Origin of the sequence: Methyloprofundus sp. (assembly GCF_965251085.1) — a bacterium.
Lineage (GTDB): Bacteria > Pseudomonadota > Gammaproteobacteria > Methylococcales > Methylomonadaceae > Methyloprofundus.
This window is the reverse complement of the sequence record NZ_OZ252594.1, coordinates 4,332,591-4,353,443: the sequence shown is the minus strand read 5'-3', so window position 1 is coordinate 4,353,443 and position 20,853 is coordinate 4,332,591. Positions and strand designations below refer to the sequence as shown.

General features: G+C 41.9%; 22 protein-coding genes and 1 pseudogene. 16 read left to right on the top strand and 7 right to left on the bottom strand.

The genetic code is table 11. The annotated features are described in order from the left end of the window. Window positions 1–20 precede the first annotated feature (20 nt). From atpB to ACQY3F_RS20420, 10 genes are all read left to right on the top strand, one after another. Window positions 21–797 carry a F0F1 ATP synthase subunit A gene (gene atpB, locus ACQY3F_RS20465; RefSeq protein WP_428356916.1) on the top strand — a complete coding sequence of 259 codons (777 nt, stop codon included), beginning with the start codon at window positions 21–23 and terminating at the stop codon, window positions 795–797. A 51-nt stretch (window positions 798–848) separates the two neighbouring features. Next, a complete protein-coding gene (gene atpE, locus ACQY3F_RS20460; RefSeq protein WP_147635930.1) occupies window positions 849–1,133 on the top strand; it encodes a F0F1 ATP synthase subunit C in 285 nt (94 codons plus the stop codon). A gap of 41 nt (window positions 1,134–1,174) precedes the next feature. Continuing rightward, complete coding sequence (locus tag ACQY3F_RS20455) at window positions 1,175–1,654, top strand: F0F1 ATP synthase subunit B (protein WP_428356914.1); 480 nt, start codon at window positions 1,175–1,177, stop codon at window positions 1,652–1,654. Continuing rightward, complete coding sequence (locus ACQY3F_RS20450; RefSeq protein WP_428356913.1) at window positions 1,654–2,184, top strand: F0F1 ATP synthase subunit delta; 531 nt, start codon at window positions 1,654–1,656, stop codon at window positions 2,182–2,184. Before ACQY3F_RS20455 ends, ACQY3F_RS20450 begins: the two co-directional genes overlap by 1 nt. A gap of 21 nt (window positions 2,185–2,205) precedes the next feature. Continuing rightward, window positions 2,206–3,747, top strand: a complete 1,542-nt coding sequence (gene atpA / locus ACQY3F_RS20445) for a F0F1 ATP synthase subunit alpha (protein ID WP_428356911.1) — start codon at window positions 2,206–2,208, stop codon at window positions 3,745–3,747. Between the two features lie 12 nt (window positions 3,748–3,759). Continuing rightward, window positions 3,760–4,626 carry a F0F1 ATP synthase subunit gamma gene (gene atpG, locus ACQY3F_RS20440; RefSeq protein WP_428356910.1) on the top strand — a complete coding sequence of 289 codons (867 nt, stop codon included), beginning with the start codon at window positions 3,760–3,762 and terminating at the stop codon, window positions 4,624–4,626. Between the two features lie 43 nt (window positions 4,627–4,669). Further along, the gene (gene atpD / locus ACQY3F_RS20435) at window positions 4,670–6,046 is read left to right on the top strand and encodes a F0F1 ATP synthase subunit beta (RefSeq protein ID WP_428356909.1); all 1,377 of its coding nucleotides are present in this window, start codon (window positions 4,670–4,672) and stop codon (window positions 6,044–6,046) included. A gap of 20 nt (window positions 6,047–6,066) precedes the next feature. Further along, window positions 6,067–6,489: a F0F1 ATP synthase subunit epsilon gene (locus ACQY3F_RS20430; RefSeq protein WP_428356908.1), complete on the top strand. Its 423-nt coding sequence runs from the start codon at window positions 6,067–6,069 to the stop codon at window positions 6,487–6,489. Window positions 6,490–6,862: 373 nt separating this feature from the next. Beyond that, window positions 6,863–7,108: a type II toxin-antitoxin system ParD family antitoxin gene (locus ACQY3F_RS20425; protein ID WP_428356906.1), complete on the top strand. Its 246-nt coding sequence runs from the start codon at window positions 6,863–6,865 to the stop codon at window positions 7,106–7,108. Then, window positions 7,101–7,388: a type II toxin-antitoxin system RelE/ParE family toxin gene (locus ACQY3F_RS20420; RefSeq protein WP_428356904.1), complete on the top strand. Its 288-nt coding sequence runs from the start codon at window positions 7,101–7,103 to the stop codon at window positions 7,386–7,388. The genes ACQY3F_RS20425 and ACQY3F_RS20420 overlap by 8 nt, the downstream gene beginning before the upstream one ends. A 55-nt stretch (window positions 7,389–7,443) precedes the next feature. Here the strand turns inward: ACQY3F_RS20420 and ACQY3F_RS20415 are convergent, their stop codons facing one another. Both ACQY3F_RS20415 and ACQY3F_RS20410 read right to left on the bottom strand, forming a co-directional pair. Beyond that, entirely contained in the window at window positions 7,444–8,895 is a 1,452-nt protein-coding gene (locus ACQY3F_RS20415) for an integron integrase (RefSeq protein WP_428356902.1), read from the bottom strand. 1,246 nt (window positions 8,896–10,141) lie between these two features. Beyond that, a pseudogene (locus ACQY3F_RS20410) lies at window positions 10,142–11,119 on the bottom strand (IS110 family transposase); the annotation flags it as partial. Window positions 11,120–11,238: 119 nt separating this feature from the next. On the opposite strand from ACQY3F_RS20410, the gene ACQY3F_RS20405 reads away from it, so the two are divergent. From ACQY3F_RS20405 to ACQY3F_RS20380, 6 genes are all read left to right on the top strand, one after another. Beyond that, on the top strand, window positions 11,239–11,718 hold the full coding sequence (locus ACQY3F_RS20405; RefSeq protein ID WP_428356901.1) for a TVP38/TMEM64 family protein: 480 nt from the start codon (window positions 11,239–11,241) through the stop codon (window positions 11,716–11,718). Between the two features lie 519 nt (window positions 11,719–12,237). Then, window positions 12,238–13,470, top strand: a complete 1,233-nt coding sequence (gene ltrA / locus ACQY3F_RS20400; RefSeq protein ID WP_428356900.1) for a group II intron reverse transcriptase/maturase — start codon at window positions 12,238–12,240, stop codon at window positions 13,468–13,470. Window positions 13,471–13,986: 516 nt separating this feature from the next. After that, complete coding sequence (locus ACQY3F_RS20395; protein ID WP_428356898.1) at window positions 13,987–14,799, top strand: ISAzo13-like element transposase-related protein; 813 nt, start codon at window positions 13,987–13,989, stop codon at window positions 14,797–14,799. Then, window positions 14,796–15,059, top strand: a complete 264-nt coding sequence (locus tag ACQY3F_RS20390) for a putative transposase (protein WP_428356896.1) — start codon at window positions 14,796–14,798, stop codon at window positions 15,057–15,059. The genes ACQY3F_RS20395 and ACQY3F_RS20390 overlap by 4 nt, the downstream gene beginning before the upstream one ends. Further along, entirely contained in the window at window positions 15,026–15,244 is a 219-nt protein-coding gene (locus tag ACQY3F_RS20385) for a putative transposase (RefSeq protein WP_428356895.1), read from the top strand. The genes ACQY3F_RS20390 and ACQY3F_RS20385 overlap by 34 nt, the downstream gene beginning before the upstream one ends. A 286-nt stretch (window positions 15,245–15,530) precedes the next feature. Then, window positions 15,531–17,027 carry an ISNCY family transposase gene (locus ACQY3F_RS20380; RefSeq protein WP_428354718.1) on the top strand — a complete coding sequence of 499 codons (1,497 nt, stop codon included), beginning with the start codon at window positions 15,531–15,533 and terminating at the stop codon, window positions 17,025–17,027. 286 nt (window positions 17,028–17,313) lie between these two features. Here ACQY3F_RS20380 and ACQY3F_RS20375 read toward each other — a convergent pair whose 3' ends face one another. The 5 genes from ACQY3F_RS20375 to nagZ form a co-directional block, all read right to left on the bottom strand. After that, window positions 17,314–17,829, bottom strand: coding sequence for a YicC family protein (locus tag ACQY3F_RS20375; RefSeq protein WP_428357757.1), 516 nt, complete (start codon window positions 17,827–17,829; stop codon window positions 17,314–17,316). Continuing rightward, a complete protein-coding gene (locus ACQY3F_RS20370; RefSeq protein ID WP_428356894.1) occupies window positions 17,796–18,179 on the bottom strand; it encodes a YicC/YloC family endoribonuclease in 384 nt (127 codons plus the stop codon). The genes ACQY3F_RS20375 and ACQY3F_RS20370 overlap by 34 nt, the downstream gene beginning before the upstream one ends. Before the next feature lie 10 nt (window positions 18,180–18,189). Continuing rightward, window positions 18,190–18,936 (bottom strand): S-methyl-5'-thioinosine phosphorylase, encoded by a 747-nt coding sequence (locus ACQY3F_RS20365; protein ID WP_428356893.1) that lies wholly within the window; start codon window positions 18,934–18,936, stop codon window positions 18,190–18,192. 90 nt (window positions 18,937–19,026) lie between these two features. Further along, complete coding sequence (locus ACQY3F_RS20360; protein WP_428356892.1) at window positions 19,027–19,569, bottom strand: hypoxanthine-guanine phosphoribosyltransferase; 543 nt, start codon at window positions 19,567–19,569, stop codon at window positions 19,027–19,029. Then, window positions 19,559–20,581 carry a beta-N-acetylhexosaminidase gene (nagZ, locus tag ACQY3F_RS20355; RefSeq protein WP_428356891.1) on the bottom strand — a complete coding sequence of 341 codons (1,023 nt, stop codon included), beginning with the start codon at window positions 20,579–20,581 and terminating at the stop codon, window positions 19,559–19,561. Before nagZ ends, ACQY3F_RS20360 begins: the two co-directional genes overlap by 11 nt. Window positions 20,582–20,853: the final 272 nt, after the last annotated feature.

The following is a 20,853-nucleotide window of genomic DNA, read 5'->3' as shown; positions in this document are numbered from 1 at the left end:
TTTTTTGAAAGCGAGTAAAAATGGCTAGTGAAGAGCACGCGGCGGAAGGCGCAACAGGATATATTGTTCACCATCTAACACCGTTGTCAGTAGGCGAAGGCTTCTGGACGCTACATTTAGATACCTTGTTTATCTCTGCAGTTTTAGGCGTTTTATTTATCTGGGTTTTTAAGAACGCGGCTGAAAAAGCAACGATTGGCGTGCCCAGCTCAGGTCAGGCTTTTGTCGAAATGATGATTGAGTTTGTCGATCAGCAGGTTAAAGATACTTTTCATGGAAAAAGTGCCCTGATTGCGCCTCTGGGATTGACTATTTTTGTCTGGGTGTTTTTGTGGAATGTTATGGATTTATTCCCGGTCGATATTTTACCTGCCGTTGCAGGTATGATGGGCATGGAATATATGCGTGTTGTGCCCAGTACTGATCTTAATGCAACTTTTGCACTTTCTATCAGTGTCTTTTTATTGATTATCTTTTACAGTATCAAAATTAAAGGCGTATTTGGTTTTGCAAAAGAATTAACCTGTACACCTTTTGGCCCATGGATGATGCCGTTTAACCTGCTATTAAAGCTGGTTGAAGAAATTGCCAAGCCAATTTCACTTGCCTTACGACTCTTTGGTAACTTATATGCGGGGGAGTTAATCTTTATTCTGATTGCTCTGCTTCCCTGGTATATACAGCCGCTATTAAGTTTTCCGTGGGCGATATTTCATATTCTGATTATTACTCTTCAGGCGTTTATCTTTATGGTGTTAACAATCGTATACCTAAGTATGGCGCACGAAGATCATTAATTAAGCTAATTACTATTTAACTTTTATTTTAACAATACTTTTGGAGGTATTATGGAACTTGCAGCGTTGATTGCTGATGTACAAGGTATGACTGCTATTGCAGTAGGTCTGGTTTTAGGTATGGGTGCAATGGGAACTGCGATAGGCTTTGGTCTATTGGGTGGTAAGTTCCTTGAGGGTGCGGCTCGTCAACCAGAAATGGTACCTATGCTACAAGTTAAAATGTTCGTTGTTGCGGGTCTATTAGATGCGGTAACTATGATTGGTGTTGGTATGGCGTTATTCTTTACATTCGCTAACCCATTCCTATCGGCTGTTGAAGCGGTTGCAGGATAAGACACTCGTTAGTTATTTTAACCGCAATATGAGGAAGGCTAGTGAGTATTAATGCTACACTAATCGGTCAAATGATAACCTTTACACTTCTGGTATGGTTTACCATGAAGTATATCTGGCCGCCACTAATTGGTGCTATTGAAGAACGTAAAGAAAAAATTGCTGAAGGATTGGCAGCGGCTGAAAAAGGCCATGAAGATATGGAACGCGCAGCAAAAAGAGCTGCAAACGTTTTAAGAGAAGCCAAACAACAATCAGCTGATATTGTAAATCTTGCTCAAAAACGCGCAAATGAGATCGTTGAAGAATCAAAAGGCACCGCCAAGCAGGAAGGTGCGCGGATGATTGAAGCGGCTAAGGCGCAGATTGAACAAGAAATGCAAAAAGCACAGGAACAAATGCGTAAAGAAGTCTCTACACTTGCGTTAAAAGCGGCGGGACAGATTTTACAGCAGGAAATTGACAAAGCTAAGCACAAAGAGCTACTCGGCAAAGTATCTGAGCAATTAGGTCAAGTGTAATGAGTGAACTAGCAACTTTGGCAAGACCGTATGCTGAGGCAGTCTTTAAAAGAGCAAAAGAAACAGAAAGTTCGCAAGAATGGTCTGATACTTTGGCTTTTCTATCTGCCATCATGCAGGATGAGGGCTTAGCTGCAATTGTGAATAACCCACGAGTCGACGAAGATAAATTAACGGCACTATTGCTGGAAATTTGTCAGGATCAGATTACCGGGGAAGCTAATAATTTTCTTAAGCTATTAATAGAAAATGGCAGATTAAAATTAACGCCACAAATTGCGGAATTATTCGAGAAATATAAAGCTGAAGATGAAGGTTATGTCGATGTTGATGTTATAACGGCTTACGCTTTAACTAAGGTAGAAGAGAAAAGCTTTGCAACAGCACTAGCAAAGTCACTCAATAAAAAAGTAAATATCACAGCGAGTATTGATAAAAGCTTAATTGGTGGCTATTTAGTAAAAGCAGGCGACAGTGTGATTGACGGCTCTATCAGTGGTCAACTTCAACAATTAGCTAAAAGGATCTAACAGCTTAGACTGAGAAAAAATATGCAATTAAATCCATCTGAAATAAGTGATCTGATTAAGAAACGGATCGAAAATTTCGACGTCAACGTCGAAGCGCATACGGAAGGTACCGTGGTCAGTGTGACTGACGGTATTATAAGAGTACATGGTTTGTCCGAAGCTATGCAGGGCGAAATGCTGGAATTCCCTGGTGACTCTTTTGGAATGGCCCTGAATCTGGAAAGAGATTCTGTGGGTGTGGTTATGTTAGGTGCATACCAGCATATCACCGAAGGCGATATCGTAAAGTGTACCGGTAAAATTTTGGAAGTCCCTGTCGGTCAAGCATTACTCGGTCGTGTCGTTGATGCGCTAGGTAAACCTATCGACGGTAAAGGCGAGATTGATACAGATTTATCGTCACCGGTTGAGAAAATTGCTCCGGGCGTTATTGCCAGACAATCGGTTGATCAGCCTGTGCAATTAGGGCTGAAGTCGATTGATTCTATGATTCCAGTTGGCCGTGGTCAGCGTGAGTTAATTATTGGTGACCGCCAGACAGGTAAGACTGCGATTGCAATTGATGCGATTATCAACCAGAAAGGCACGGGTATTAAATGTATCTATGTCGCCATTGGTCAAAAACGTTCATCTGTCGCTAACGTAGTTCGTAAATTAGAAGAGCATGGCGCGATGGAACATACCATCATCGTTTCTGCAACCGCTTCTGAATCTGCTGCACTACAATTCATTGCACCTTACACGGGCTGTTCAATGGGTGAGTTCTTTAGAGATAAAGGTGAAGATGCTCTGATTATTTATGATGATCTGACTAAACAAGCCTGGGCTTATCGTCAAATGTCATTATTATTACGTCGTCCACCGGGTCGTGAAGCTTATCCTGGCGATGTTTTCTACATACACTCGCGTTTGCTGGAAAGAGCATCGCGTATTAATGCGAAAGAAGTAGAAAAGCTTACTAATGGTAAAGTAAAAGGTAAGACAGGTTCATTGACAGCCTTACCGATTATTGAAACGCAGGGTGGTGATGTTTCGGCATTCGTACCCACTAACGTTATTTCAATCACTGATGGACAGATTTTCCTAGAGTCAGATTTATTCAACTCAGGTATTCGTCCAGCAGTTAACGCGGGTCTATCTGTCTCTCGAGTGGGTGGTGCAGCGCAAACGAAAATCATCAAGAAGTTAGGCGGTGGTATTCGTCTTGATTTAGCTCAGTATCGTGAATTAGCAGCGTTTGCTCAATTTGCATCTGATCTGGATGAAAGTACACGTAAGCAAATTGAACGTGGACAACGGGTAACTGAATTGATGAAGCAGAATCAATATTCACCGATGTCTGTTGCGCAAATGGCCGTTTCACTCTATGCAGCAAATGAAGGATTCCTGGATGACTTAGAAGTCAATAAGGTTCGTGATTTTGAAAATGCATTACAATCGTACATGGGTTCAGAGCAATCTGATTTAATGGCGAAAATTGATGAGAAAGGCGATTTTAATGATGAAATAAAGCAGGGTATACGCACTGCGATAGAAAGTTTCATTAAAACAAGTAGCTGGTAAAGGGGCCACAAAATGGCTGTTGGTAAAGAAATACGTACCCAGATCTCGAGTATTAAAAATACTCAGAAGATCACCCGCGCAATGGAAATGGTTGCTGCGAGTAAAATGCGTAAGACAAAGGAAAGGATGGAGGCGACACGCCCCTACTCAAGAAAGATTAGTCAGATCATTAAACATCTGGCGCATGCGAATCCTGAGTACAAACACCCTTTTCTTGTTGAGCGTGAAGTAAAGCGGATCGGTGTTATTATTGTTAGTTCTGACAGGGGCTTATGTGGTGGTCTGAATTCAAATTTATTCAGAAAAACCCTTAAGCAACTAACTCAGTGGGATGGCGATAATATCGAAGTTGATATTTGTACGATTGGTGGGAAAAGCGCGAGTTTTTTTAATCGATTAAATACAAATATGGTTGGACAGGCGGCTAAATTAGGTGACACGCCGCATATAGATGATGTTATCGGTGTCATTAAAGTGATGCTGGATGCCTATCATGCTGGCACAATTGATGAACTTTATGTTATGTACAATGAGTTCGTTAACACCATGACGCAAGAGCCAACCGTTAGCCAATTACTTCCTGTCGTAGCAAGCGAGTTAGAAGCAGATCATCTAAAAGGCCACTGGGACTATTTATATGAGCCAGATGCCAAAGAAGTTTTAGATAACCTATTAACACGCTATATCGAATCCATTGTTTATCAAGGTTTGGTTGAGAATAACGCCTGTGAGCAGGCGGCTAGAATGGTCGCGATGAAAAGTGCTTCAGATAACGCGGGTGACCTTATTGATGAATTGCAACTTGTTTATAATAAAGCAAGACAAGCGGCGATTACTCAGGAAATTTCAGAAATTGTTGCTGGTGCTGCTGCGGTTTAAGTTTATGCTTGCAAAGCAAAATAATATTTAAGAGGACGACACAATGAGTTCGGGTAAAATCGTTCAAATTATTGGTGCGGTTGTGGATGTTGAATTTCCACGCGAATCGCTACCAAAAGTTTATGACGCACTAAATGTAGATAGTGCAGGGCTGACTTTAGAAGTTCAGCAACAAATCGGTGATGGCGTAGTTCGCGCGATTGCTATGGGTACAACAGATGGATTAATGCGTGGCCTGGAAGTAAGTAACTCAGGCGAAGCGATTAAAGTACCTGTAGGAAACAAAACTTTAGGACGGATTATGGACGTTCTGGGTAACCCGATTGATGAGAAAGGGCCTATTGGTGAAAAAGAAAAATGGGTTATCCATCGTGAAGCACCTTCTTATGAAGAGCAAGCACCTGCTAACGAGCTTTTAGAAACAGGTATCAAGGTTATCGACCTGATTTGCCCGTTTGCTAAAGGGGGTAAAGTTGGATTGTTTGGTGGTGCCGGTGTGGGCAAAACCGTTAATATGATGGAATTAATCCGTAATATTGCGATTGAGCACAGTGGGTACTCGGTATTTGCGGGGGTTGGAGAGCGTACTCGTGAGGGTAATGACTTCTACCACGAAATGACTGATTCAAACGTAATCGACAAAGTATCATTGGTTTACGGGCAGATGAATGAGCCTCCAGGAAACAGACTACGTGTTGCGCTAACGGGTTTGACTATGGCGGAGTACTTCCGTGAAGAAGGTAATGATGTACTATTCTTCGTGGATAATATTTATCGTTATACACTGGCAGGAACAGAGGTATCAGCGCTATTAGGTCGTATGCCATCAGCGGTAGGGTATCAGCCTACACTCGCTGAAGAAATGGGTGTACTGCAAGAGCGTATTACTTCGACAAAAACAGGTTCAATTACATCAATTCAGGCGGTTTATGTACCGGCGGATGATTTAACCGATCCTTCGCCTGCAACAACGTTTGCGCATTTAGATGCGACTGTTGTATTGTCGCGTCAGATTGCCGAACTAGGTATTTATCCTGCGATTGATCCACTGGATTCCAGTAGTCGTCAGTTAGATCCTCTGGTGATTGGTCAAGAGCATTATGATATAGCGCGTGGTGTACAAGGTATCCTGCAACGTTATAAAGAGTTGCGTGATATTATTGCGATTCTTGGCATGGACGAGTTATCAGAAGAAGATAAGCAGACTGTCACCAGAGCACGTAAAGTACAGCGTTTCTTATCACAGCCTTTCTTTGTTGCGGAGGTCTTTACTGGATCGCCAGGTAAATATGTAAGCCTAAAAGATACGATTGCGGGTTTTAAAGGTATTATTGACGGTGAATACGACGAGCTTCCTGAGCAGGCTTTCTATATGGTAGGAACCATAGACGAAGCGATTGAGAAAGCGAAAGGAATGTAATTACTGATTGAGGTAATATTATGGTCATGACAATACACGTTGATATTGTAAGTGCAGAGAAAGAAATTTTCTCTGGGCTAGCAGAAATGGTTTTTGCACCAGCGGAACTGGGTGAAGTGGGTATAACACCACGTCATGCGCCATTAATATCTAAATTAAACCCTGGAGAAGTTCGCGTCAAAGTGAGCGAAAAAGAAACTCAGGAGTTTTTTGTTTCGGGTGGATTATTAGAAGTACAGCCACATTTAGTGACTGTACTGGCCGATACCGCCATCAGAGCAAAAGATATTGATGAAGCAGCCGCACTAGAAGCAAAAGCTAAAGCAGAAGAAGCCTTAGATGATAGGTCTGGTAAGATTGATTATGCAACCGCTCAGGCTCAATTAGCCGAAGCGATGATGCAATTAAGAGCACTGGACAGACTCAGAAAACGTGCTTCGTAAGTAGCTCGAACGTTTTAGAAATAGAAAAGCCCAATAACGGAAACGTTATTGGGCTTTTTTGTTTTAGACGGGGGGGGGGGCTTTCAATCGAGCCTCAGACCACCTGAACGCTAGGATAATAACTTGATACCAATGATTGGCATGTAGGTTGGCGGTGAGCTTGCGAAGCCCAATAATCACAGTGCAATATTATGTTGGGCTTCGCAAGCTCACCGCCAACCTTGCGCTTTTAGTATCATCTTAATTTCTTGTGAAAACAAGCAAGCTTTTGATTTCAATATGCCGAGATCAGGTGTTCTGAGCCTACATCATTAGCACTGAATCGTGTATGATATAATCATACCATTATAGAGCTAGGAGAGCTAAAATGCCAATGCAACGAAAAACGATAACGGTCACCGAACAACAGGACGCCTGGATTAAGTCTCAAATTGATTCTGGAAAATATGGCAATGATAGTGAGTATCTACGAGAATTAATTCGCCTTGACCAGGAACATAAACAAAAAATAGCAGTGCTTCGTGCTGCTCTTCTTGAAGGTGAAAAAAGCGGAGTCTGCAAACGTAGTATGGTTGATATTCTTGAGGATGCTAAAAAAAGACAGGGTTTAAATGTATAGCCTCTCAATTGAGGCTAGTAATGATTTAGATTCAATTCTTGATTATTCGTTTATGCACTTTGGCGCTGCTGGTATGATCAAGTACCATAAATCACTTGAAAAATGCCTTGAGACTCTTGATGATAATCCTGACTTAGGAACAGAAGTTGGGCATATTCGATCAGACTATTTATGTTTCCAGCATCGCTCACATTTAATCTTTTATAAAAAAAGAAAAGAGGGTATTTTAATTGTACGTCTGTTGCATTCAAACATGGATGCTCCACGACATTTCAATTGAATAAAGGAAGTAACAAAGAGAACAATGGCGACGCTACAGTTTGATTATGCTCCAGCTAAAAATCCAGTGGGCTTTTAGCTTCTTTAAGTGTCAAACTAGGCACTGTTTGCAAATAAATCATAGTCGATTTAACATCAGAATGCCCCATCAAAACCTGAATAGTACGAATATCATAATTTGCCTGCAACAGATGACTCGCAAAGCTATGTCGAAAGGTGTGAGCGGTCACTCTCTTCAATAGTTTACTCCCTTTTACAGCCGCCTTAATTCCTTTCTGTAATTGTGTATCATGTAAATGATAACGCTTATACTCTTTGCTTGCAGAAAGAAAAGTTAAGGTTTTTGCCGGAAAAAACCATTGCCAGCTAAACTCTGTAGCCGCATTCTTATATTTCTCCCCTAAACTATCTGGTAGAAACACTCCCGCGTAACCAGTCGCCATATCCGCATCAAACAAGGCTGACACTACGGCCACTTGTTGCTGAATTTCTGGCATAATTGATTGTGGCAAAGGAACAACACGGCCTTTCTGACCTTTGCCATTACGCACAGTTAATAAGCCCTCATTCAGATTAAAATCCTGTAGGCGTATATTTAAACATTCCGAAATTCGCAAACCACAGCCATATAAAAGTTTTGTGGGTAACATAAAAGGCTCACGCAAATGGCTAAATACCTTATCCACCTCAGTGCGAGTTAATACCACGGGCACATAAGACGTACGCTTTGCCCTAGGTACATCCTTAATTTCTCCAAATTCTAATTTTAGTACATGCCTAAAAAGAAATAGCAAAGCATTAAATGCCTGGTTTTGGGTAGAAGCTGCAACTTTTTTATCGACAGCCAGGTGAGTTAAAAACGCCTTTACATCTTGCTGAGTAAGCAAGCTGCTATCTTTGCTTTTTAAAAAATTCTGAAATTTTCGTACCCAGCCACGATAAGAGATGAGAGTTTTAGGCGAATAATTGCGTAATTTAATTTCTGCATTCAAATTATCATAAACAAGTATCCAATTAGCCCCTGTATGATTTAAATCAATAGAAGGTGCTGACTGCGGTGCAGCTATATTAATAGGAACACTATTAATCTTCTCTCTTGGTTGATCCAGGGATTGTTTATTGAAAGCATGCAGAACAGGCTTAATACTCTCGGATTCGTTATTTACTACGGCAGAATAAGGCTTAGCTGCTTCGCTAACTGCTTGAGAAACAGGAGCAGGCTGAGTATTCCGATTTTGTAATGGAGTCGTTCCAGAGCTTAATGAGTAATAGAGTAAAACAGATTGTTTAGCTTGTTCACAGAGTACCTCAGGCTGGTGTTTACTACGTAACTTATCAAGAAAGGCAGGTAGACTCAAGGGTTGCTTGGTATCAAAGTGGTATTTATTACAAAAGTCCCAATAGTAGCGTAACCATTTTTTATAAAAGGTGCGATGTTGTGAAGGCACTTTATTCTGCACCAATAATGCATCATAGGCGGTGTTAATTTCTTGAGGAATGCTAAACATAAAAATACCTGATTTTCGTATAACATGATAATAAGTATATTATACAGATAGAATAATGCTAAATTAAGTAATAAATTTACAAAATTGTCTGGCTGGTTTATGCTATAAAGAAATGAGTGAATTACTTGTTATTTGCTCGCATAATCATTAGAAATCATGCTGCTAAAGTCAATATGACTGGAAGCACCCGCCAACAAAAATAAACTGTAATCATTCCAGCCACCTTACGCAACCATCAGTATCACACTTTGCGTGAACATGTCCATTACTTTGTACCGCGAAATTAAGTGAGTTAAAACACTTGCATATGGGGCAATATATAACCCCTGAAACCGATAACTGTTCTTTTGTGTGCTCCATGATTGCAACTCTTGCTAACAATATCTCTTCCATTGGACACCCCTTCTTTTAAAATTAAAATAACCAAAAAATCAACCAGATAAACTGGTTATTTTGGCGTTACCGGGCGCGCCGCAAGGCGCGCCCGGTAACGCGAAGCTCAGTAGAACTGTCCAAAACTACCGATTATCGAAAATCCGATAACCAGAAGTTCCAGACAGATATTTTTGAGATGATAAAGCTATCTCAAAAATACTCCTGAGCTTCGCGTTATAGCCTTCTGCGAAGGCAAACAGTGGAAAAGAAACTCATTGTAGAAAGAGCAAAAGTGAGTGCTGTGAAGCTAGTTTTTACTGGAAAAAATATAGGCTGGACGCGGAGAACATAAGCTTGCGAAAAAAGCAGAAAAATCAAAAGCAGGTTTTTGATGTTTGCAAGGATAAGTGCGGAGAAGGGAAACTCGGACAACTACCACACAATTATAAAGAAAGAGCAAAAGCGGGTTTTGATGTTTGCAAAGTTTAACGTGGAAATAATAAGCGTGACAGCCTGCCAGGCTCTTGAAAAGAAAGAGCAATAAGGAGAGGAACCTGATAATTTTAATAACAAGACTGTTCCACCTGACAGCAGGTCGATACTGCGCAAGAAACCTTGGGGTCAGGTCTTTGATTTATGATTCTTAACAATATCACTGCCTGAGGTGTAGTCATAAACAAAAGACCTGAACATCCCTCTGGAATTTTCAAGTTTTATTTAAGAATTAGCCAATATATTTGACGTAATTCTCTCCCTCTCTAGTCAAACCAGAGAAAAAATCAGGAGCTGAATACTAGTGCTCCTATTATTTTGACAGATCGTAGTTTGCCACCATTTCATAAACTTCAATAAAAATGAGTAGCTCTTATCGTTAAGCAGCTTTTTTTAATTGTACTGGAATCGGCTCTATATAGTCTCGCTCATGATTCAGCATGGACCAAATAACTCTCGATATATGGCGTCCTAAAGCGCGAATGGCCTTATTATGCGTCTTGCCTTCGGAACTCTTTTTATCATAGTAAGCGCGAGATTCGGGTACACAAGTCATGTGACGACAAACTGCAGTCATCATCGCTTTGCGAGCCCGGGTATTGACGTGCTTCGGTGATTTCGTGCCTTGATAAGCGCCTGACTGATTATCAAGAGGAGCCATGCCGATATAGATTGAGAAGCTGCTTTGTTTCGGAAAACGCTCCAGAGTGCCGATTTCGCCAGCTAGTTCAGCACTGCATACCAAGCCAAAGCCAGGAATCGAATTAATATGTTGAGCATAGTCGGAGTCTTGAATTTGTTGGTCAATTCTGGCATCCATTGCTTTAATCGAAGCCATTAAGGCTAATAGGCGGCGTGCATCTTCTTGAATCATCGGGCCCACTTCCTCGATCTCATCAGAAAATTCTGCTTGTTTTTGCCAATCGCAAATGAGGTTGAGGTAACCCCTGTCAACACCTTGAATGGCAATCAGGCTTTTGGATTGTAGTCGCGCTAGTTTCACCAAGTCATCACGACACGTTAGAAAGTGTAGAAACCACAGATTATCAACACTTCCGGTAATATCCAGCAGAGCTGGGCAGGTCGCTTGTAGGTCGGGCTGTATACGGTTTTGCAAGGCAACCTTTTCGTTGGTCAACTGGCGGCGCCGTCGAGTGAGGCGTTTTAACCGTCGATTGGCATCGGGTACGGGCAACACGGCCTGTAGAACACCTTTGGCGAGTGGCAAATGATCCTGAAGCTGAAACAACTCTAGGATTTTGTGAGCATCGATCGGATCGGATTTTGCGGGTGCGGGAAAGATTTCTTTAAAGCGAGCGAGCTTGAGGTTATTGACATTGTAAAGTTGGTATCCGTGCCTCTGGACCTGGCAGGCAGATCAAGGGGTCGGCAGATCAAGGGGTCAGCCAGCTTGAAATATGGAAATAGAGGACAAATAAAAACAACAAATCAAGTTGGCTGACCCCTTGATTTCCTGTGATTGTTTCCTTTGCTTCGACTATAGGTGCTACCCTGGCGTTCTTGGCAGCACGGTTTTTATTCCGGGATAGCGTTGCTGCTAAATTTGACGATTCCCTGAAAGCCATTGATGAAGGGGTGGAGCGTGAAGGAAGTTGGTATTTATTTACGTTACGCTTAGTACCCTTGTTTCCTTTTTTTATGATTAACCTGTTAATGGGGTTAACTAAAATGAAAACCTTGACCTTCTACCTAGTAAGCCAGATAGGGATGCTGGCTGGTACTGTGGTTTATGTTAATGCGGGCATCGAGTTGGGTAAAATTAAATCACTAGCCGGTATTTTATCGCCTACATTACTTGGCTCATTCATATTGTTAGGGCTATTCCCTTTGCTAAAACCAAAAGAAAACCAAAAGGAACCAAAAGCAACCAAAAGGGTGTGCGGCCGAGCAAGGTCGATAATTCCAGCGGGTGAAAGTCCCGCTCTGGCAAGGTAGGTCAACCACCAGATAGTAAACATCGGGCAGGCGGAGGTAACTCCAAATGTTAAGCACGATGGGCGCAAGCCAGCAGGCCGTAAGCGCAAGTTGAAGTGATTTAGCCTCGAAATGGTTTTACGTAAGCAGGACGACAGAGTACCCTTTCTGGAAGTCCCTATTCTATGACGCGCATGACAAGTATCATAGAACTGCTTCGGGGTTGTAAAGCATGGCATGTTGGACATTGGGAATAATCGGCAACTCGGGAGATCCTGAGTCGTCTTTCAAAGAAGAGAGTAGGTTGAACAAGTGATAATAAAACAAGAACAACCGAAGCGGTTCAGGAAGTCGGATGGTGGCATAGTACCGATGAAAGTGTGTAATGCATCTGGAGGGAAGGCCATCACGACAACAACAGCGGAGCAGGGACACATGTATCATGCACAGTAATGTAGAAAGCGTGCCAACAAAACTGCAACGAAGCCTGAGAAAGCCAGCACAGACAAGGACTGTCAATTCACCAGTTTGTATCATCTGATGAATAAAGAGTTACTGCTGGAATGCTTTACGCAGCTCAAAGGAAAAGCCGCGTCAGGCATAGATAATATCACCAAAGATCACTACGCTATTCATTTAGACGCAAACCTAGACAATCTAGTCGAACGACTGCATAAAATGGCGTATAAACCACAGCCTGTCTTAAGGATTTACATTCCCAAAGCAGGCAGTCAACGGAAACGACCACTGGGTATCCCGACGCTAGAAGATAAATTGGTACAGGCTGGCTTAGTCAAAATCCTGCAAGCAATCTATGAGCAAGATTTTCTTAACGACTCCTATGGGTTTAGACCCCTAAGAAGTTGCCATGACGCGTTACGTGCATTAAGTCAAACAGTCGAAGGCCAGCCCGTTCATTATATAGTTGAAGCCGATATAAAAGGCTTCTTTGATAATGTAGACCAAGAGCAACTGATATGCTTTATCAGTCATCGAATAGCGGACAAACGGATACTTAGACTCATCAAACGGTTTCTAAAAGCAGGGATACAAGAAGACGGACAGCACAAAGCCAGTGAAACAGGCACACCGCAAGGTGGAGTCATATCACCACTGCTGGCCAATATATACCTGCACTACACACTCGACCTCTGGTTTGAAAAGTGTATAAAGCAGAAATGTAAAGGCTATGCACGGCTCATCCGCTATGCGGATGACTACGTTGTTTGTTTTCAAATAGAAGCTGAAGCTAAGCACTTCAAGGAAGCCATGGAAACACGGCTAAAGCAATTTAACCTTGAAGTTGCCCCCGAGAAAACCAAACAGTTTGAGTTTGGCGTATTTGCACAAACAAAAGCAAAAGCCAGAGGAGAAAGAGCAGCTACGTTTGACTTTCTAGGGTTCACGCACTACAACTCACGTAGTTGTGATGGCAAGCGTTATCGGATGAAAAGGAAAACGGTCAGCAAACGATTTACCGCCAAGATTGTTGGATATAAAGAATGGTTAAAGGCAAGCAGAACGCTGCCTACCAAACAAATTATGAAAACGACTGCGGCAAAATTGCGCGGACATTTTGCCTATTACGGTGTGACCGATAATAGTAAAAGTCTGCAAAGCTTTGCCTATTGGGTCACTAAAACGTTGTATAAATGGTTAAATCGTCGTGGAAAACGGGGTTGCTACACATGGGAAAAGTTTACTAAACTTCTCAAATTGTACCCATTACCGAATCCACGAATTACGGTGAATTTATTATCTATTTCAAGGTAAAGCGTGTTGTCGAGGAGCCGTGTGCGTAAATAGCGCCAGCACGGTTCTGTGAGGGGCGTGGTAACAACTGATGAGAATCAGCAATGGTTAGAAATCACACAGTAGCTGCGTGCAGCGAAGTGTACAATAAAAGTATTATCGACTCATTGACTAACTTGTCGGAAGAACCCGTCTACTCGACCAGACTCGATTGAAAGTGAAATTTATTACTGTCTGCTTATGGCTGCTATGCAGAGTATAAAACTATGCAGAGGGAGTAAATGTTCGATGATGGCGAGAGTCTAAACCTCTTGCATATTCGCACCCATCATGAACACCTATTCTTATGCATCGTGAACGCTGATTCTTATCGAACGGGAACACCCATTCGCACCGGAACATGAACACTTTTGGTGTTGCATGCGAATGGATGTTCACGATCAATAATTCCCTTATTTACGCATTGATTTTTTGAAAACTGTTACCGTTCTTATTTATTAAAAATAAGAGATGGTGATGCCAACAAAGAGAATATCAATGCGAAAATTACGCGACGTATTACGGCTTCGATTTCATGCTGAGCTGAGTTACCATCCAAAAAAGGTACAAAAAACAAAGCCTCATAAGAAAATCAAGGAAACGGATGCAATTTTTGAACAAGTTCATTCAGTCAATGGAATGGCAGATATCAACCCAAAAGAGATTCGTATATCAATTGATGCCAAAGCAAGAATGAATATAGGAAATTTTTCACGGGGAGGACGAAATCGGGTTTTAACAAAAGCAGAGGATCATGATTTAGATGTTAAGGAAAAGTTAACTCCTTTTGGTTTTTATCTGCCTGAACATGATGATTTTTTCCTTTTCTTTACAGCAGGCTATGCCAGCAGTGATTTCATCGTTGACCGATTGGAAGAAATTTGGCCAGAAATTCAAGAAAAATATGGAGTAGATATTCTGACAATTAACGCTGACAATGGTATGGAGAACAGTAGCTCCAGAACTCAGTTTATAAAAAGGCTTGTGGAGTTTGCTGAAAAAAGCAACATAAAGATAAAACTGGCCTACTACCCTCCTTATCATAGTAAATATAACCCAATTGAACGAGTATGGGGAGCCTATGAAAATCATATTAGTGGCGACATAATGGATACAGTTGAAACAACTTTAAAATTTGCCAAAAGTATGACCTACAATGGCAAAGCACCTCTTGTTAAATTAACAGAAAAAATATATGAAACAGGAGTAAAGGTAGGTAAAAAAGCAATGAAGACGTATTATCAGTTTGTTGACCGAATGCCATCGTTGGAGAAATGGTTTTTGACCATTTCTCCTGGTTGTTCTGGATGATTATTTCTTTCCATCTCCCTTATGAAAATGAACTAAAAACCATCAAGGAAAAACTAAGCCAAACGCCCAAACACATTACCTGGCAAGAGTTGAGAGACGAAGATAAGTTCGAACAGCTTCTGCCAGGGAAAAAGCGGCTGATAGATACTGTCAACATGATCGCTTATCGGGCAGAAACAGCAATGGCCGCTCTGCTAACCTCACCTCACCGACAATCGACTTTCCGATGGCAAGGCAACTATTACAAACGCTGTTTGTGACAGAAGCCGATATATTACCCGATAAAGTAAAAAAACAACTTCGGATACGTGTGCATAGTACTTCCCGGCCTGCAAGTAATAAAGTAATAGAAAAGTTATTTGAACAACTCAATCAAACGGAACTCAACTATCCAGGAACCGATCTGCGCTTAATTTATGAGCTGACTTCATCCGCAAAAAATTAGGAAATGGTCTCAAATTAGTTTCGTCTGAATCAAGATGTCTGATATTGGCACATGATAGTTAGTGCTTGAACGGAAATAACTAAATTCCCTTTAAAATCAGATAACTATGCTATAATAACAGCTAATAAAACGATTGAAGATTAAAAAATCGCCATTTTAGTATTTTTCATACAAAACACATAAGTCACTGTTTTTAAATAGGTCTTTTTACCCAGAAAGTGCATTGGCAAATACCGAACCTTTAATTCCAGCCCTCTATTAGCAAAACTTCGCCGCAAAAAAAACCATGAGAAATGTCATATCATCACAACTGGAAATAGGACAAGTCGATATTGCCAACATCGTCATTGATGTCACATCACGCGATGATATTCCACTCATCCTGCTGGGCTTGCAACACATCTATACAACTGGCCCTTTAAAAGAAGCTGTTTTCAAAATTCTTCAAGAAGTCATCCCGCGCAAGAACAAAAAAGGCAGTGATGAAACAGCTGCCGTCTCATCAAATAAAGGTCGTCCCGGCATGGAACAGTGGCGTATTCTGGTATTAGGCACCTTACGGGTAGCACTCGGTGCTGACTTCGATCGTATCCAGGAACTCGCCAACGAACATCGAACGCTCAGAATGATGCTAGGGCACGGTACTTTTGATGACAAAAACTATCGCTTACAAACCCTAAGAGATAATCTAAAGTTATTTACACCTGAGATCATGGATCGCATTAATACTGAAGTCATTCGCTCGGGTTATCAGTTGCTTAATTTAGAGTCCACTGCATCCATTCAGGGGCGTTGCGATTCATTTGTCTTAAAAACCGATGTTCACTTTCCAACCGACATTAACTTGCTTTACGATGTGATGAGGGTCTTATTCCGTCAGTGTGTTTACTGGTGCCAGGAACACGACCTTCCCGATTGGCGGCAGCATAAACATAACCTCACTGAATTCAAACGACAATATAGACGGATTCAAAAGCTGCGTCATTCCACCTCGAAGGACGAAAAGAAAAAACGGGCTCAGGCCGATTTGATTTGTAACGCACATCAGGTTTATATTGATTTAGCTCAAAAGTACCTGAACCGAGTCACTCAAAGTTATGCGTTATTAATAAGCACCTATAAGGTTCCAGAAGTCCTATTGCTTAAGATGCAAACCTTTCTCCAGCATGGCGATCGACAAGTCGATCAGATCAGACGACGCGTGATTGAGGGAGAAACCATCCCTCATGATGAAAAAGTATTTTCCCTGTTTCAGCCACATACCGAATGGATTAGCAAAGGCAAGGCAGGGGTTCCCGTTGAATTAGGTATACGCGTCTGTATAGTTGAAGACTACCACGGATTCATACTGCATCATAAGGTCATGCAAAAAGAAACGGATGATAAAATAGCCATAGGTATGGTTGAAGCGACACAAGCGAAATTTCCAGCGTTCAATGCGTGTAGTTTTGACAAAGGCTTTCATAGCAAGAGCAATCAAAGTGGGCTGAAAGAGATACTTGATGAAGTGACTTTGCCGAAAAAAGGGAAATTATCGGTCAAGGACAAGGAACGTGAATATGCCGATCAATTTAAACAGGCCAAAAAGAAACACTCAGCTGTTGAGTCGGCCATTAATGCATTGCAGGTTCATGGATTGAGTCAATGTCGGGACCATGGAATTGATGGTTTTGAACGCTATACCGCACTGGCTGTATTATCAAGGAACATACAAAAAGTGGGCGCAATTAAACGAGATATGGAACGACAACGATTGGCCAAAGAAAAAAAGAAAGCCGCTTAAGTTTTTAAAGAAAGTGGCCTTACTGAGGGATTAGTATGTCTGAAAAGTGGCACAATAGCATTGTGCTGAGCAAATTCGTAATAATGGGTGGATTGTTATCTCAACTAAGCCAAATCGGAAAATATTATGGTAGATTGGGTGTGATGTTTTTTTAAAAAACTGACTTTTCGTTCAGGCACTAGTTATGCAAAAAGTGATGCTGGGTGCAGCAGTCAAAGGACATAAAAAAACCGCTAAGATAGCGGCTTTAATGAGGTTGTAAAATGGTATGGAATGGTGTGCTACATTACTCTATATTCTGTACTTGTTCACGCATTTGTTCTATAAGAACTTTAAGTTCAATTGAAATTGCGGTCATTTCTTTATCTGCTGACTTAGAGCCCAGTGTATTGGCTTCCCTGTTCATCTCCTGCATTAAAAAATCCAGGCGACGGCCAATAGGTTCCTGTTGTTCTAACACACGTAAGACTTCTATGATATGCGTTTCCAACCGGTCAAGTTCTTCATCGACATCCAGTTTCTGGGTTAATAAAACCATCTCCTGTTCTACCCGATCGTGGTTTGGGTCAGTGACGAGTTCTGCGATATGTTTTTTAAATTTACTGCGTAAATGCTCTAAAATCACAGGCATACGCTCTTGTGCCTGACGCACCAGGTGCTGCATTTTTACACAGCGACCGGAAATTAACTGACTTAGTTGTGTACCCTCGCGTTGTCGTGCCAGCAATAAATGATCGATAGCAGTGGCTAATAATTGTTTTAAAGTAGCTAATAAAGCGGTTTTGTCGCTTTGCTTCTCAATTTGTATTCCAGGAAATGCGAGTACTTCCAGAGCCGAAAAGGGCGAGGCTGATCCATGAGCTGGGCTATGGACCCGGTTGTTGATAATAAGGCACTTACAGCATCGATATCAATACTTAGCTTTTGCTGTGCCTGACTATGTTTTTTAAAGCTTAGGTTGCATTCTATTTTGCCACGTTTTAATTTATCGCTGATAGCGTGTCGAATATCCGCTTCTGCATAGCGAAATCGTTCGGGTAATTTCAGTGTGATATCACAATATCGGTGGTTAACCGAACGTAACTCGCAATTAATGGTCAGATTTTCAAAATCCATTTCACTGTTGGCAAAAGCCGTCATGCTGTTGGTCATCTTTTAAGTCCTATGAAGATGTGTGGGTTAGAAAGTGTTGTAATAATTGCTCAGTGCCAGCCATCCCCTGTTCCAGATTGATAAGGATTTCGGGCATAGTGATTTCGCCAGCTGATTTGCCCGCTGCCCAATTAGCAATGACTGCACAGCAAGCATAGGGAATTTTAAGTTCTCTAGCAAGCGCTGCTTCAGGCATGCCGGTCATGCCGACCAGGTCGCAACCATCTCGTTGCATACGTAGAATTTCAGCAGCGGTTTCCAGACGGGGCCCTTGAGTACATCCATAAACCCCTTTAGCCTGAATATTAATATTAAGAGATTCTGCGCTGTGAATCAATTGCTCGCGCAGGCTTTGGTGATAAGGAAAACTAAAGTCGATATGGTCAACGGGAGCTGACTCACTGGCTAAATAAGTGTGTTCACGACCATAGCTATAGTCAATAATTTGCTCGGGTATGGCAATGCGGGCAGGATACATTTCGGGAGTAATGCCGCCGACGGCAGCAACCGCTATAATTTGTTCGGCACCGGCTTCTTTTAAAGCCCAAAGATTGGCACGATAGTTTATTTTATGCGGGGCAATCGTGTGTGGATTGCCATGACGAGCGAGAAATATTATTGTTTGCCCAGAAAATTCACCGATAGTACAGGCCGATGAGGGGGCTCCATAAGGTGTCTGGAAATGCTTCTGGTCTATGATATTAATTGATTCTATTTGTGTCAGGCCAGAGCCACCGATAATTGCAGTTGTTTTCATTTTTGCTGGTAGAGGAAGTCGTCTTTATTTGCCTGGAGTGCGTTAGCAGAAAAAAGCTAAAGATTTTTTACGCCTGTCTTGTAGTTTTTCTTACAAATCAGCACAGGCATATATCCCGGCAGCGTTGCGTAAATAGCCTTTATAATCCATACCATAACCATATAAATAGTGATTGGCAACTAATAAACCTACAAAGTCTGCCTGAATCGGTTTACGTTTATTAAGTTGTTTATCGACTAGTACCGCGCTATAAATTTGGCTTGCCCCTTGTTCCTGACAGTATTGGTAAATTGCCTGTAGAGTGATGCCTTCGTCCAGAATATCATCAACAATCAATACAGCTCTATCCTGCAGAGAGGTTGTAGGTTTCTGTCGCCAATTCAATTCTCTACCGCTGGTTTGATCACCATAGCGGCTGACATTAATTGCATCCAGTGTTAAGGGGAAATTAAGCCGGGTCATTAACTTGCCAGTAACCACGATGCCGCCATTCAAAACGCAGAGTATGATAGGGTTAACGTGCGCAAGTTGCGCACTAATATTTTCTGCCATCTTATCTATGGCGCTTTCTATCTCATCAGCCGAATGTAATAGGCGAGCGGTTTTTTGTACCTGTTTAATTTCACTCAGCATAAGAATTTGCTAGCTCGATTAGCTGTTGGCTCACTGATTGCCATCTGTCGCTGTTTTTAAGCGCCTGAGTTGTTAGTTCAGTCTTGCCTTGCATGGCTAGCAAACGTTGTTCACGGGTTGGATTATGCTTAATCGGAGTTGATTCCAGTACCTGTTCCGCTGCAGGTTCATTATTACAAACCAGTATCATATCGCAGCCCGCTTCACGTGCAAGTCTGGCGCGCTCGGTAAAGTCGCCAACACAGGCCGCTCCTTCCATGCTTAGGTCATCACTGAATACAGCGCCATTAAAACCCAGTTGTGTACGTAAAATCTCGTTTATCCAGATAGCAGAAAATCCGGCAGGTAGCTCGTCTATTTCTGGATAAACGACATGTGCTGGCATAATGGCCTCTAGTCCTTCTTTAATTAAGTGTTTAAAAGGCAGAATGTCTTTACTATAAATGCTCTTAAAGTCTCGCTTATCAATCGGTAATGTCAGGTGGGAATCCAGCGCTACCGCACCATGCCCAGGGAAGTGCTTACCGGTCGCAGCCATTCCGGCGCTACGCATTCCTCGTCTAAAGGAGCTCGCGAGCTGGCAGGCAAGCTCAGGATCTTGTGAAAATGAACGATTACCAATAATCTGACTAACGCCGCAGTCTATATCCAGTACCGGGGCAAAGCTGAAATCTACACCTAATACCAGTAATTCGGCCGCCATTAACCAGCCCGCTTCTGCGCATAATTCTTGGTTTTCTGCATAAGCGGCAACCGGCGGAAGGCGAGTGAATCCATTTTGAAAACGTTGTACCCGCCCGCCTTCCTGATCAACCGCAATGAGAATAGGACCATTCCGGCTTGCTTTAATTTGCTGGCATAGCTCAGCTACTTGCTCTGGGTCGGCATAATTCCGGGCAAATAAAATAATGGCACCGGAATTAGGATGGGCAATTTTTTCTTTATCATATTGACTGAGTGTAGTGCCACTAATATCAATCATGATAGGGCCGATGGGCAGCTGTTTATTCATCGAGTTATTTTAGGTGTGGGTGGAACTAAATTAGAGACCGTATTCCGCAAGCTTAATACTGGCTATATTATTATAATTGGAACACAAACCTCAAGATATTATTAAGCCCTTGGAGTTTAGGTAGCAATGGGTAGATAACTGTTAAGGGGCGAGGATTTAATAATATCGGAAAGTATGACGTAGAATTTTGGCTTCACAGTAGTGTCAGAAACACAGGCGCATAGCTGGCTACGTAACTGTTTTTCTGGCGCGGCTGTGGAGTCAAAAGGCAA

Coding starts and splice junctions, on each gene's coding strand:
- ACQY3F_RS20425 (WP_428356906.1), top strand. CDS start 6,863: ATGCAACGAAAAACGATAACGGTCACCGAACAACAGGACGCCTGGATT.
- ACQY3F_RS20395 (WP_428356898.1), top strand. CDS start 13,987: ATGCGAAAATTACGCGACGTATTACGGCTTCGATTTCATGCTGAGCTG.
- ACQY3F_RS20390 (WP_428356896.1), top strand. CDS start 14,796: ATGATTATTTCTTTCCATCTCCCTTATGAAAATGAACTAAAAACCATC.
- ACQY3F_RS20420 (WP_428356904.1), top strand. CDS start 7,101: ATGTATAGCCTCTCAATTGAGGCTAGTAATGATTTAGATTCAATTCTT.
- ACQY3F_RS20380 (WP_428354718.1), top strand. CDS start 15,531: ATGAGAAATGTCATATCATCACAACTGGAAATAGGACAAGTCGATATT.
- atpB (WP_428356916.1), top strand. CDS start 21: ATGGCTAGTGAAGAGCACGCGGCGGAAGGCGCAACAGGATATATTGTT.
- ACQY3F_RS20415 (WP_428356902.1), bottom strand. CDS start 8,895: ATGTTTAGCATTCCTCAAGAAATTAACACCGCCTATGATGCATTATTG.
- ACQY3F_RS20430 (WP_428356908.1), top strand. CDS start 6,067: ATGGTCATGACAATACACGTTGATATTGTAAGTGCAGAGAAAGAAATT.
- atpG (WP_428356910.1), top strand. CDS start 3,760: ATGGCTGTTGGTAAAGAAATACGTACCCAGATCTCGAGTATTAAAAAT.
- atpE (WP_147635930.1), top strand. CDS start 849: ATGGAACTTGCAGCGTTGATTGCTGATGTACAAGGTATGACTGCTATT.
- atpD (WP_428356909.1), top strand. CDS start 4,670: ATGAGTTCGGGTAAAATCGTTCAAATTATTGGTGCGGTTGTGGATGTT.
- ACQY3F_RS20385 (WP_428356895.1), top strand. CDS start 15,026: ATGGCAAGGCAACTATTACAAACGCTGTTTGTGACAGAAGCCGATATA.
- ACQY3F_RS20360 (WP_428356892.1), bottom strand. CDS start 19,569: ATGCTGAGTGAAATTAAACAGGTACAAAAAACCGCTCGCCTATTACAT.
- ltrA (WP_428356900.1), top strand. CDS start 12,238: ATGAATAAAGAGTTACTGCTGGAATGCTTTACGCAGCTCAAAGGAAAA.
- ACQY3F_RS20450 (WP_428356913.1), top strand. CDS start 1,654: ATGAGTGAACTAGCAACTTTGGCAAGACCGTATGCTGAGGCAGTCTTT.
- nagZ (WP_428356891.1), bottom strand. CDS start 20,581: ATGAATAAACAGCTGCCCATCGGCCCTATCATGATTGATATTAGTGGC.
- ACQY3F_RS20370 (WP_428356894.1), bottom strand. CDS start 18,179: ATGACCAACAGCATGACGGCTTTTGCCAACAGTGAAATGGATTTTGAA.
- atpA (WP_428356911.1), top strand. CDS start 2,206: ATGCAATTAAATCCATCTGAAATAAGTGATCTGATTAAGAAACGGATC.
- ACQY3F_RS20365 (WP_428356893.1), bottom strand. CDS start 18,936: ATGAAAACAACTGCAATTATCGGTGGCTCTGGCCTGACACAAATAGAA.